The organism is Bacillus sp. A01H (assembly GCF_045277205.1).
GTDB classification, from domain to species: domain Bacteria; phylum Bacillota; class Bacilli; order Bacillales; family Bacillaceae_G; genus Bacillus_A; species Bacillus_A paranthracis.
Map to the genome: position 1 here is coordinate 3781306 of NZ_CP117702.1, position 12228 is coordinate 3793533.

Annotated in this window: 13 protein-coding genes; 1 reads left to right on the top strand and 12 read right to left on the bottom strand. The window is 36.3% G+C overall.

Annotated elements, in window-relative coordinates; all coding sequences use genetic code 11:
* Nucleotides 1-194 precede the first annotated feature (194 nt).
* Together PSR14_RS19845 and PSR14_RS19850 are read right to left on the bottom strand one after the other, a co-directional pair.
* Nucleotides 195-1871 (bottom strand): DAK2 domain-containing protein, encoded by a 1677-nt coding sequence (locus PSR14_RS19845; RefSeq protein WP_000027110.1) that lies wholly within the window; start codon nucleotides 1869-1871, stop codon nucleotides 195-197.
* A 22-nt stretch (nucleotides 1872-1893) separates the two neighbouring features.
* Nucleotides 1894-2256 carry an Asp23/Gls24 family envelope stress response protein gene (locus PSR14_RS19850; RefSeq protein ID WP_000021109.1) on the bottom strand — a complete coding sequence of 121 codons (363 nt, stop codon included), beginning with the start codon at nucleotides 2254-2256 and terminating at the stop codon, nucleotides 1894-1896.
* Nucleotides 2257-2634: 378 nt separating this feature from the next.
* On the opposite strand from PSR14_RS19850, the gene rpmB reads away from it, so the two are divergent.
* Complete coding sequence (gene rpmB, locus PSR14_RS19855) at nucleotides 2635-2823, top strand: 50S ribosomal protein L28 (protein ID WP_000124776.1); 189 nt, start codon at nucleotides 2635-2637, stop codon at nucleotides 2821-2823.
* Between the two features lie 73 nt (nucleotides 2824-2896).
* Here rpmB and spoVM read toward each other — a convergent pair whose 3' ends face one another.
* From spoVM to def, 10 genes are all read right to left on the bottom strand, one after another.
* Nucleotides 2897-2977, bottom strand: coding sequence for a stage V sporulation protein SpoVM (spoVM, locus tag PSR14_RS19860; RefSeq protein ID WP_001213599.1), 81 nt, complete (start codon nucleotides 2975-2977; stop codon nucleotides 2897-2899).
* Nucleotides 2978-3043: 66 nt separating this feature from the next.
* Nucleotides 3044-3724, bottom strand: a complete 681-nt coding sequence (locus tag PSR14_RS19865) for a thiamine diphosphokinase (protein ID WP_001998094.1) — start codon at nucleotides 3722-3724, stop codon at nucleotides 3044-3046.
* Between the two features lie 99 nt (nucleotides 3725-3823).
* Nucleotides 3824-4468 carry a ribulose-phosphate 3-epimerase gene (gene rpe, locus PSR14_RS19870; RefSeq protein ID WP_000589966.1) on the bottom strand — a complete coding sequence of 215 codons (645 nt, stop codon included), beginning with the start codon at nucleotides 4466-4468 and terminating at the stop codon, nucleotides 3824-3826.
* Between the two features lie 2 nt (nucleotides 4469-4470).
* Nucleotides 4471-5352 (bottom strand): ribosome small subunit-dependent GTPase A, encoded by an 882-nt coding sequence (gene rsgA, locus PSR14_RS19875; RefSeq protein ID WP_001113936.1) that lies wholly within the window; start codon nucleotides 5350-5352, stop codon nucleotides 4471-4473.
* Nucleotides 5353-5620: 268 nt separating this feature from the next.
* Complete coding sequence (gene prkC, locus PSR14_RS19880; protein ID WP_098486972.1) at nucleotides 5621-7594, bottom strand: serine/threonine protein kinase PrkC; 1974 nt, start codon at nucleotides 7592-7594, stop codon at nucleotides 5621-5623.
* 8 nt (nucleotides 7595-7602) lie between these two features.
* A complete protein-coding gene (locus tag PSR14_RS19885) occupies nucleotides 7603-8355 on the bottom strand; it encodes a Stp1/IreP family PP2C-type Ser/Thr phosphatase (protein ID WP_000648697.1) in 753 nt (250 codons plus the stop codon).
* A gap of 4 nt (nucleotides 8356-8359) precedes the next feature.
* A complete protein-coding gene (rlmN, locus tag PSR14_RS19890; RefSeq protein ID WP_000450543.1) occupies nucleotides 8360-9448 on the bottom strand; it encodes a 23S rRNA (adenine(2503)-C(2))-methyltransferase RlmN in 1089 nt (362 codons plus the stop codon).
* 4 nt (nucleotides 9449-9452) lie between these two features.
* Complete coding sequence (gene rsmB / locus PSR14_RS19895; RefSeq protein ID WP_001249672.1) at nucleotides 9453-10787, bottom strand: 16S rRNA (cytosine(967)-C(5))-methyltransferase RsmB; 1335 nt, start codon at nucleotides 10785-10787, stop codon at nucleotides 9453-9455.
* Complete coding sequence (gene fmt / locus PSR14_RS19900; protein WP_098486971.1) at nucleotides 10784-11728, bottom strand: methionyl-tRNA formyltransferase; 945 nt, start codon at nucleotides 11726-11728, stop codon at nucleotides 10784-10786. Before fmt ends, rsmB begins: the two co-directional genes overlap by 4 nt.
* A gap of 23 nt (nucleotides 11729-11751) precedes the next feature.
* A complete protein-coding gene (def, locus tag PSR14_RS19905; RefSeq protein ID WP_000279468.1) occupies nucleotides 11752-12222 on the bottom strand; it encodes a peptide deformylase in 471 nt (156 codons plus the stop codon).
* Nucleotides 12223-12228 lie beyond the last annotated feature (6 nt).

The following is a 12228-nucleotide window of genomic DNA, read 5'->3' on the forward strand; positions in this document are numbered from 1 at the left end:
TAGGCATTCTAAGAGAAACTACTCAAATCCCTCATAAACAACACGAAAGAAAAGAGCCTCACTATTAGCAGCAAGGCTCTTTTTTATCTTCAATATGCTAGCCTTTTGAATAAAAACTAGTAATAAACTTCATATTACTACTTATTATCCATTAGCAAGTAAGTAATCCATTTATTTTCAAAACGAATTTTTTCTTATTCTACAGAGAAGATGAAAGAATACACCGGTTGGTTTCCAGCATGTACTTCTACTTCTGCATCTTCAAAATTCTCTTCTACAAATTCAACTAATTCAGCTACCTCTTCATCAGTTGCATCTTCACCTTGTAGAATCGTTACGATTTCAGAATCTTCATCAATTAGTGCTTCTAGTAATTGCTTCGCAGCCCCTACTTTTTCAGCATTTGTTGATACGATTTTTCCATCTGCGATACACATGAAATCATCTTTTTGAATTGCCACACCATCAATTTCCGTATCACGTACAGCATACGTAATTTGACCTGTTTTCACATGAGATAAAGCTTCTTTCATGTTTTCTTCATTTTCCTCTAGCGTTCCAACTGGATTAAATGCTAACATTGCAGCCATACCTTGAGGAACTGTTTTTGAACGAACTACAATCACTTCTTGATCCACAACTGACGCTGCTTGTTCTGCTGCCATTACGATATTCCCGTTGTTCGGTAAAATAATGATTTTTTCAGCGTTTGCTTCTTCAATCGCCTTCACGATATCCTCAGTACTTGGATTCATCGTTTGGCCACCTTCGATAACTTTCGTCGCGCCAATGCTTTCAAATAAAGTTTTAATACCAGATCCCATAGCTACAGTTACGATACCGTACGGTTGTTTCTCTTTAGGCTGGCTAGTTGGCTCAGGCATCATAGCAGGCTCATCTAATAAAGCGGTATGCTGTTCACGCATATTCTCTACTTTAATCTTGATTAAACTACCGTAACGTTGTCCGTAGTTCATAGCGTCTCCAGGATGTTCTGCATGAATATGAACTTTTACAATTTCATCATCAGATACAACTAGTAGTGAATCACCATACACACTAATATCTTCACGGAATTTTTGTTCAGAGAAATTATGTTCTTTCACTTTATCAGCTTCTAATTTCACCATGAACTCCGTACAATATCCATACTTAATATCTTCTGTACTCAATTGGCTTTGTACACTACGGTGATGTTCTGCGCGCACCATTTCATTCATAGATGGTTGGGCAGGTGCATCAGAAGAAATCGTTTCTCCTTTTAAGTCAGCTAAAAACCCTTCGTAAACTACTACAAGACCTTTACCACCGCTATCTACAACGCCAACTTGTTTTAATACAGGTAATAAATCTGGCGTACGATTTAACGATGCATTTGCTTCTTTCACAACGTCTTCCATAAACAAAACAAAGTCGCGCTGTTTTTTCGCAACTGTTACTGCATATTTACCCGTTTCTCTTGCAACCGTTAAAATCGTTCCTTCAATCGGTTTCATAACCGCTTTGTAAGCCGCCTCTACTCCAGCTTCTAAAGCTGCAGCAAAATCAACTGTTGTTAATTCTTCTTTTTGTTCAATGGATTTCGAGAAACCACGGAACAACTGAGATAAAATAACTCCAGAGTTACCACGAGCTCCCATTAATAATCCTTTGGCTAAACTTACGCCGACTTTACCAGCATGTTGTGAAGGATTTGCTTTCACTTCACGTGCGCCTGAAGTCATAGATAAGTTCATGTTTGTACCGGTATCGCCATCTGGAACTGGAAATACGTTTAATGCATCAACAAGCTGAACATTATTCGTTAAATTATTCGCTCCTTGAATGATCATTTGTGATAAACGTTTTCCATCAATTTTTTGAATTGACACAGATTTTCCTCCTTAATGCACATTACAAGTTTATTACTTTAACTCCTTGTACGTAGATGTTTACAGAATCTACTGCTAGTCCTACAGTTTGATCTAATGTATATTTCACTTTCGTCTGCACGTTATGTGCTACTTCTGAAATTTTCGTACCATAGCTCACAATAATATACATATCAATATGTACTTCATCTTCATCTTTACGAACAATAACACCTCTAGTGAAATTTTCTTTTCGTAAAATGTCTGTTAATCCATCTTTTAACTGATTTTTTGATGCCATACCTACGATACCGTAGCAATCTACCGCGGCACCTCCAGCAATTGTTGCAATTACATCTGTACTAATATCAATTTGACCGTACTTCGTTTTAATTTCAATTGACATCTCGTTTTCCCCCTTCATAAATGGTGAAAGTGAGTTAGACTACTTTAGTTACTATCATATAATCTTTTTAAAGAAAATTCCATCGTTCTTTCTTTTTCACTCTCATATTTTATGTTGAAAACTACACTTTTTTATGATGAGCAAAATAGTCCATTGTTATTATACAACATGTATCACTATAATATGTCAAGCAATTTTTCTTGATTTCAACTTTTCTTCATTGACATATAGTGTCAAGTAATTTTTCTTGATTTCTTTTTTCTACAGTGTTGCATTCTCTTTTTAGTTGTGTTAAATTATAGTAGTGTTTTTAGCATCGCATAAAAGACTAACATTGAAAAATTACGTATGGTAAGGTATCAAGGGAGGGAAATATAAATGGCTCGTGTTTGTGCTATTACTGGAAGAAAAGCTCGTTCTGGTAACTCTCGTTCTCACGCAATGAACGCTACAAAACGTAAGTGGGGCGCTAACCTTCAAAAAGTTCGCGTACGCATCGACGGAAAAGTTCAACGTGTTTACGTTTCTGCTAGAGCATTAAAATCTGGCAAAATCGAACGTGTTTAATAATAAAAAAAAGAGCCGCTAGGCTCTTTTTTTACTATACCAATGGAAAAAGCACCGGTAATAGGTGCTTTTTTTAATCTTTTTTGAAGGTATTTAACATGGCACGAACAATTCCACCAAGAAATTTAGGTAACTTAATTGTATAAAATCTCATGGTTTCCCTCCTAATCCCCATTACTCCACTTGGTCACTATATGATGTAAGGAGCAAAATTGTTTCTTTAATCAGTGCTTCTTATCACCATTAATATGCCAGAAGTAAATGAAAAAGTACCTTTTTCCTCAACGAGTTCATTACTAATACAAAGTGTGGATCCCCACTCTATTTTTTTATTCGTTAGAGGATATTTAAAACCAAGTAATGTAATCCCTTCCACTATTTCAGTAACAGGCACAAAAGATACATAAGGGAAATTTTTATTTTCTTCAATTATATGTGTACCTACTCTTTTTACACTTATTTCATTTTGATTGTCTACAATACACATCTCTATTCCTACTTCTAATCCTTTTAAAAGCATTTGTATATTCGCTAAACCGTGATCAAGTCTTCCGCCAGTAGCACCAAAAATACGAATGAGTGCCGGCTTTTGTTCTAACGCCCAGTTAATCGCAATTTCTAAATCAGTTTGATCTTTTTCACGAGGAACAATATGTAAATCATTTGTTTGTTGCCCCATCCATGCTAATTCTTCTTCCGTAACCGAGTCATAATCTCCAAACGCAACAGCAGGAGTAATACCTCTTTTTAATAAACGATATACTCCTCTATCAACTGCCGCCCACACTACTTTCTCATTTTCATATGAAGAAAAATCTGCACAATATTCCGCGGGTCCTCCCGCTAAAATATGAATAATCATGTTTCCTTCCCCTTCTATTGTAAAAAGGCAATCTGCCATTCGGTAGATTGCCTTTTTATATATTTTTTCTCTACCCTTTATAAATAGTGAAAACTTACTACACTAGAAGATTCACTGGGATAAAGACCCGTTCATTCATTATCCACGAATGACACGAATTGCTTCACCGCGGTCTTTTTGATTGTATACTGCTGACCCAGCTACAAGTACATTTGCTCCTGCTTCTACACAAAGTCTTGCTGTTTCAGCGTTTACACCACCATCAACTTCAATTTCTACTTCTAGATTGCGCTCTTTAACCATTTCTGCAACTTGTTTAATTTTCGGTAATACAGAATGGATAAATTTCTGCCCACCAAATCCAGGGTTTACTGTCATAAGTAATACCATATCAATATCTTCTAATACATGCTCAATCACTGAAACTGGCGTATGCGGATTTAATACAACTCCTGCTTTAATGCCATGAGATTTAATTAACTGAATTGTACGATGCAAATGAGGGCACGCCTCTACATGAACAGTAATAATATCCGCTCCCGCTTTTGCGAAAGTCGGGATATAGTTATCAGGATTTTCAATCATTAAATGTACATCTAACGGTAACGATGTGATCGGACGAATTGCTTCTACAATTAATGGTCCAATCGTAATATTTGGTACGAAATGTCCATCCATTACATCGACGTGAATGTAATCCGCCCCGCCTTTTTCTACATCTTTAATCTCTTCCCCTAATTTTGAAAAATCTGCTGATAAGATCGATGGTGCAATTTTAATCATAACTAATACCTCGGCTTTCTCTCTCTAATTTCTTCTACAAATTGTTTGTAATTCTTATAACGATATTCTGTAATCTTCCCCTCTTCAACCGCAGCCTTCACAGCGCATTTCGGTTCAGAAAGATGTGTACACCCTCTAAATTTACAGTATTGGCTCGCTTCTTTCAACTCTGGAAAACAATATGTAAGATCTTCTACCTCTATATCTATGAAATCGAGTGAACTAAAACCAGGTGTATCTGCAACTAGTCCGCTTCCAATCGCAATTAATTCTACGTGTCTTGTCGTATGTTTCCCGCGTCCTAAATGTGAGGAAATATCATTCGTTTTCAGTTCTAATTCTGGACGTAAGACGTTAAGCATAGAAGATTTTCCAACACCAGATTGCCCCGCAACGACGGAAACACAACCTTCTAAGAATGGTTTTAAAATGTCAATACTTTCCGATGTATTTATAGAAGTAAATAATACATCATATCCCATCTCACGATAGTCATTTGCATAAGATTCAACAGTCTCTCTCATTTTTTCATCCACTAAATCCATCTTACTAATGCAAATAATCGGCTTAATGTTATGATATTCAATCAGCACTAAAAATCGATCTAACAGTCCCGGATTAAAATCTGGTTCTACTGCAGAAAATACGAGTATCGCTTGATCAACATTAGCAATAGGAGGCCTAACAAGTTCATTTTTTCGATCAAATACTTCAAGCACGTATCCTTCACTTGGATTATCAGCCTGAAAAACAACTTGGTCTCCTACCAATGGTGTAATTTTATTTTTTCTAAACACACCACGCCCGCGACATTGTGTAATCCCTTCTTCATGCTGCACATAATAAAATCCACTTAGAGCTTTTACAATTTTTCCTTCTGGCATATAATTCTCCTTTATTCTGTATAAAGTGAAGCTGTAATTCCTATTGAATGGATTATCATTCTTTAAATAAAGATTTCAAAACCCGTCATATATACAAGTTAATACGTTTAATCTACCATTAAATTTAAAATATTATTTATAACAGTATCACTTTTATAGCTTTTTGAACCATATATTTTTGCCTGTTATACGGTCCACTATATGTAGACAGCATAACAGGCAGGAGTAATACATTCCATTCCCTCTAAAAAGAAAATGGAATTCATTATTATTGAGTTGGATATGGTACTTCTTTGTCAATAATCGTTACACCATCTCGTACAATTTTATAGTGTCCTTTTGTACCTTCTTGAATTACAAATTCTAATGAAATAGTTGCCGACTCTGAAATTGTTCTAGTTTCAATTGGTCTATCCATTTTTTGTTGCATATCTTCTTTATAAATTTCTATCTTTTGCGGTTTTTTCTCACCTATTATAGAAGACTCATACGGAATAGAAATATTATCCACTTTCACTGTTTTCGTTACTTTCGGCTTAGGACCATCTGAAATAACAATCGTCACTTTATCTCCTTCTTTTAACGGCGTTCCTGGTTTTGGAGATTGCGAAATTACAAGTCCTTTATCAACAGTATCGGAATACTCTCGTTTTATATCTGGAGTTAGTTTCCTCTCATTCAAATAACCATTGACACTATTTTCAGTCCATCCTGAAAAGTCACCTGGTCTAATTTGATAAGGACCTTTACTTACCCAAATTTTCAGGTCTTGTTCCGCCTCTACTACCATTTGATCTGGCGTCGGAATTTGCTCAACGATTTCACCTTTTGGTCTATCATTTTCAATATAATTTATTGTAACTTGTTTATATTTTTCTTCTAATTCAGACCTTATGCTCTCAAAATCTTTCCCTGTAAGATCACTCATCTTACTTTTCTTTTTTCCACCTGATTGATAGATAGTAATTTTAGAGTTTTCTTTCACGACTCTTCCTGCCACAGGGTCTGTTTTTATGACATCACCAGTTTCAACATCATCTGTATATACAATATTAGGTTCCGTAACCTCAAAACCTTTTTCAACTAATGTATTTACTGCTGTCGTATATTTCATACCAGACACATCAGGGACTTTTACATCTTTTGGAATAAAGAATCCTGGAATAACAGTAAGCGCTAACGTTATTCCGATTGCTAAAAGTAAAAATATTGTAATTAAAATTTTGAGCCATTTATTACTTCGTTTTTTCTTCTTATTTAAATCCGTTTCTTCTTTTCTTGTCTGTTCATCCACTTTACTTCCTTTTAAAACAATTGTTTCATCAGTAACGTTTTCAAATAATTGTTCTTGTTGAATAATCGGAATCGCTTTTGTCGCTTCCATATCTTCCGGTATGTAAAATGGCTGCTCATTTATCCTCTCTGGATATAGCGCCGTTTCAATATCTCGTTTCATCGCATTGGCAGATTGATATCGATGAAACGGATCTTTCGCAGTTGCCTTTAATATAATATTTTCGACACTTTGCGGAATATTTTCATTCCATCTTTTTGGAGACGGAATTTCACTTTGTAAATGTTTTAAAGCTATAGCAACAGCAGATTCACCAGAAAACGGTTGTCTTCCTGTTAACAACTCAAACATAACAATCCCTAGGGAATAAATATCTGATTGTTTATTTGCTATCCCGCCACGTGCTTGTTCTGGTGATAAGTAATGCACCGAACCGAGTACTGAATTTGTATGTGTAATTGTTGTTGCACTTGTAGCTGTCGCAATTCCAAAATCTGTTACTTTTATTACTCCATCAGCTCGAATTAAAATATTGTGCGGTTTAATATCACGATGCACAATTTCAAAATGATGGGCGTGTGCCATGGCGGATGTTAACTGCTCCATAATATCAAGAGCTTCTCCTATCGATAACATCCCTCGCTCAATTATGTATTGCTTCAATGTTTGTCCTGGTACATACTCCATTACAAGATAATATATACCATCTTCTTCTCCGACATCATACATATTCACAATATTTGGATGCGACAACGTTGTAACAGACTGCGCTTCTCGATGGAAACGTTTAATAAACTCTTCGTTATTTGAATAGTCGAGTCGTAATATTTTTACCGCTACATCCCGGCCCAGTATATCATCATGAGCTAAATATACATTGGCCATTCCACCGCCACCAATCATTTTCAGCAGCTTATAACGGTCATTTAAGCGTTTTCCAATCAGCACGTTGCACTTCACCTACTTTCGTTTGTCGAACCCGCATAATCAATCAGAACAAGGGTAATATTATCTTCCCCACCACGATCATTCGCCAATTGAATGAGACGTTGCCCCTTAGTTTCTAGCTGTTCATTTAACTGTAAAATTTGTTGCATATCAGCAATAGAAACTTTGTTAGATAATCCATCAGAGCAAAGAAGTAACTGATCATCTTCCTCTAGCACCAACGTTTTAACATCTAATCCGACTTTCTCTTCTGTTCCTAATGCCCTTAATAAAACATTCTTTTTCGGGTGATATTCTGCGTCTTCTTTTGAAATTTCACCATGTCTCACAAGTTCATTTACAAGTGAGTGATCTTCCGTTACAAGCGAGATTTCTCCCTCTGATACCATATAACAACGACTATCCCCTATATGACCTATTGTCACAAAGCTCGGCGTACAAATTGCTATTATAAGTGTTGTTCCCATGCCATTACATTCTACATGTTGCTTAGAGTACTCATATATACGCTCATTAATAATCCCAACACTAGTATGTAACCACTCTTCTACTTTTTTTGGCTCATTCATATTATGCGTTTGCTTCCAATAATCATGGAATAATTGAATGGTCATCGAGCTAGCTACATCACCAGCTCGATGACCTCCCATTCCATCTGCTACTACCGCTAAAATATTTCCATCTAAATTATGAAAAACTCCTGCACTATCTTCATTATGTTGACGAACTTTTCCTTTATCTGATAGAAACACGGCTTTCATCTCGTCACCTCGTCTCTTCTTTGCGCTCCTTCGCACGCAACTGACCGCAGGCTGCATCAATATCATGACCTTGTTCACGGCGAATCGTTACATTTACTCCACGATCTTTTAACGTTTTTTCAAACAAGAAAATTTGTTCACGTGGCGTACGTACATAATCACGTTCAGGTACGTAGTTTACCGGAATTAAGTTCACATGACATTTTACACCTTTTAAGAGCGCAGCAAGTTCTTCAGCGTGCTCAACTTGGTCATTTTCTCCTCCAAATAGTCCATATTCAAAAGTAATACGACGCCCTGTTCTATTTACATAGTATTTAATAGCTTCCATCAAATCTGGTAGCTTATAAGCACGGTTAATCGGCATTAATTTTGAACGTAATTCTGAGTTTGGAGCATGCAGTGAAATCGCAAAATTAATTTGTAAGTCTTCTTCAGCGAACTTATAAATTTTCGGGATAATTCCACTTGTCGAAACTGTCATATGTCTCGCACCAATATGAAGTCCTTTTTCATGGTTAATGATGCGTAAGAATCCCATTAAATTATCGTAGTTATCAAATGGTTCTCCAATTCCCATAACGACAAGAGAACTTACACGTTCTTCTGATTCATCAAGTGCACGTTGCACTTCTACTACTTGCGCTACAATTTCTCCAGCTTCTAAGTTTCGCTTTAAACCGCCAAGCGTTGAAGCACAGAACGTACATCCAATACGACAACCTACTTGCGTTGTTACACAAATGGAATTTCCATATTCATGTCGCATTAATACCGTTTCAATAGAATATCCATCGTATAATTGGAATAAGAATTTAATTGTTCCATCCGAAGACGTTTGTTTTACTAACGTATTTAAAGTAGTAATATCAAAGGAATTCGACAATTTTTCACGCAATCCTTTAGAAAGGTTTGACATATCCTCATAATTTTTTACACGTTTTTTATATAACCAATCAAAAATTTGTCCAGCACGGAACTTTGGTTCTCCTTGCTCCTTTAACCAATCTTGCATTTCATGAAGTTGTAAAGAGTAAATTGATGGTTTTTTCGTTTCTAAATTTTTCTTTTGTTTTCTCACAGTCGTTTCCACGATGCTACACCTTCTTCCTTAAACAAGCAATATAAAAGCCATCTGTTGCAAAATAATGCGGTAAAATTTGTACTTGACCTTCATCAATATACGGACTTAACTTTTCTGGCATACGCTCTTTTATCGTAGTATCCCACTCAAACTCAGGATGCTCTTGTAAAAATCGTTCTATTACTTGTTCATTTTCTATTTTTTCAATTGTGCACGTACTATAAACAAGGCGACCACCTTGTTTTAATAACGGTGCGATTTTTTCTAGTATTGCAAGTTGGATCGTCGATAATCTTTCACTATCGCCTTTATCTTTACCTAACTTAATATCAGGCTTACGTCTAATTACACCAAATCCAGAACATGGGGCATCTACTAATATTTTATCAAACGTTTCATTTGCAAAATGTTCTTGCACTTTTCTAGCATCTAATGCCTTTGTTTCGACATTTCCTAGACCAAGTCGCTCTGCTTGTTGTTTAATTAAACGTACTTTGTGTGCATGTAAATCAAGGGACATGACTTGACCAGTTCCTTTTAATCGCTCTGCGATATGTGTTGTTTTTCCACCTGGAGCAGCACAACTATCAAGAACTACATCTCCCTCATCTGGTTCTAAGGCACGTGCTACCAGCATAGAACTTTCATCTTGAATAGAAAGAAAACCTTTTTTAAACGCATCTGTGTGCGCTACATTCCCTTTTTCAATTTGAATTGCATCATCTGATAAATCGCCACGCTTCGCTTCTATACCTTCACTAGCTAATAATGCAATTGCTTCTTCTACTGTTATTTTATCAACATTTACACGCGCTGTTGGTACAGGCGGTAACATGTTCACTTCACACATTTTCTCAGCAGTTTCTAAACCATATTCTGAAGTCCACTCTTGGACAAGCCAAATTGGATGACTTGTTGCAATTGCCAAACGTTCTACTGGATCTTTGATTTCATCTACAGAAGGTACACCTTCTCTTTGAATCGAACGTAATACACCGTTCACCATACCAGCAATTCCTTTATGCCCGCGACGCTTTGCAATCTCAACGGCTTCATGAATAGCCGCTCTTTCAGGCACTCGGTCTAAATAAATCATTTGATATAAAGATAAGCGAAGTAATACTCTTACCCACGCTTCAACTTTCTTTTTTAAAAAAGGCTGTAAATAATAATCTAATGTATCACGACGTTGGATTGTTCCATATACAATCTCAGTTAATAAACCAATATCTTTTCTATCAATTGTACTTTTTTCAATTAGATTATTTAAAAGTAAGTTACTGTATGCACCACTTTTTTCTACTTGAATTAAACCATCAAGAGCTAATTCACGAACATTTTGTCTCATGCATTTCCTCCTAACTTTGTTCCAATTTCAGGTTTTGTTCCACGTAAAAATTGTGAACAGCTCATACGCTTTTTACCAGAAGGTTGCAATTCTGTAATTTTAACACCCGTTTCATTACCAGTTGCTACAACGAAACCATCTTCTTCGATCGCAACAATCGTACCTGCTTCAGCTGATTTCGTTACAGGGACTTTTTCTCCCCACCATACTTTAACAACTTGTCCTGCTAAAGTTGTATAAGCAACTGGCCATGGATTCAATCCGCGAATGTGATTGTATACTTCTTCACCTGTTTTTGTCCAATCAATTTTCTCTTGCTCACGTTTTATATTATATGCAAACGTTACTTCTTCCTCGTTTTGTTTAATTGGTTCTAACTTACCTTGAATTAGTAAAGGTACTGTTTTAGATAGAAGATGTGCCCCTGCTTCACTTAACTTATCAAATAACGAACCTGTCGTTTCACGCTCTTCAATTTCCACTTCTACTTGCGTTAAAATATCACCAGCATCCAATTTTTCTACCATATACATAATTGTAATACCTGTTTTTTCTTTCCCTTCCATAATTGCATAATGGATTGGTGCACCGCCACGAAGTTCAGGAAGTAAAGAAGCGTGGACGTTAATACATCCATACTTCGGTGCTTCTAAAATTTCATTTGGTACAATTTGACCGAACGCAGCTGTTACAATTAAATCTGGCTCTAATGCCAATACTTTTTCATATTCGTCTTTTTCACGAATTCTTAACGGCTGTAACACCGGAATACCATGCTTTTCTGCTTCCACTTTAACAGGTGTAGGTGTTAATACTTTTTTTCTGCCTACCGGACGATCTGGTTGCGTAACAACACCTATTACATCATAGCCATCTTCAATAAGACGACGAAGCACCGGCACTGAAAAGTCCGGTGTTCCCATAAATACTACTTTTATCATTTAAAAACCGCTCCTTTTAATACCTATTCTAATTCATTTTCCTCATAATATCTTGTCACTTTCGATGTAAATAACACACCGTGTAAATGATCGATTTCATGTTGAATTGCACGCGCTAAAAACCCTTCTGCTTCTAGTAAAAATACTTTGCCTCGACGATTTTGCGCACGCACTTTAATATAATCCGCACGTTCCACTTCACCATAAAGTCCCGGGAAGCTTAAACAGCCTTCGGGACCTACTTGTTCACCACGTTTTTCTAATATCGATGGATTGATTAACTCAATTTTCCCAGTATCATCACCGATATCAACTACCGCCACTTGCAAGCTTACCCCTACTTGAGGCGCAGCTAAACCGACTCCGTCCGCAATTAACATTGTTTCATGCATATCTTTCAACAATTTCACTAACTTTTTATCAAAGTTAATTACTCTTTCACACGGTGTTTCTAACACTTCATTTGGATGCTTTACTATTTCTAAAACTGCCATATTTCC

Bases quoted from the DNA above. Each gene is read 5' to 3' on its own strand.
- rpmB (WP_000124776.1), top strand. From the start codon at position 2,635: ATGGCTCGTGTTTGTGCTATTACTGGAAGAAAAGCTCGTTCTGGTAAC.
- rpe (WP_000589966.1), bottom strand. From the start codon at position 4,468: ATGATTAAAATTGCACCATCGATCTTATCAGCAGATTTTTCAAAATTA.
- PSR14_RS19865 (WP_001998094.1), bottom strand. From the start codon at position 3,724: ATGGCAGATTGCCTTTTTACAATAGAAGGGGAAGGAAACATGATTATT.
- fmt (WP_098486971.1), bottom strand. From the start codon at position 11,728: ATGATAAAAGTAGTATTTATGGGAACACCGGACTTTTCAGTGCCGGTG.
- PSR14_RS19885 (WP_000648697.1), bottom strand. From the start codon at position 8,355: ATGAAAGCCGTGTTTCTATCAGATAAAGGAAAAGTTCGTCAACATAAT.
- spoVM (WP_001213599.1), bottom strand. From the start codon at position 2,977: ATGAGATTTTATACAATTAAGTTACCTAAATTTCTTGGTGGAATTGTT.
- PSR14_RS19850 (WP_000021109.1), bottom strand. From the start codon at position 2,256: ATGTCAATTGAAATTAAAACGAAGTACGGTCAAATTGATATTAGTACA.
- def (WP_000279468.1), bottom strand. From the start codon at position 12,222: ATGGCAGTTTTAGAAATAGTAAAGCATCCAAATGAAGTGTTAGAAACA.
- rsgA (WP_001113936.1), bottom strand. From the start codon at position 5,352: ATGCCAGAAGGAAAAATTGTAAAAGCTCTAAGTGGATTTTATTATGTG.
- rsmB (WP_001249672.1), bottom strand. From the start codon at position 10,787: ATGAGACAAAATGTTCGTGAATTAGCTCTTGATGGTTTAATTCAAGTA.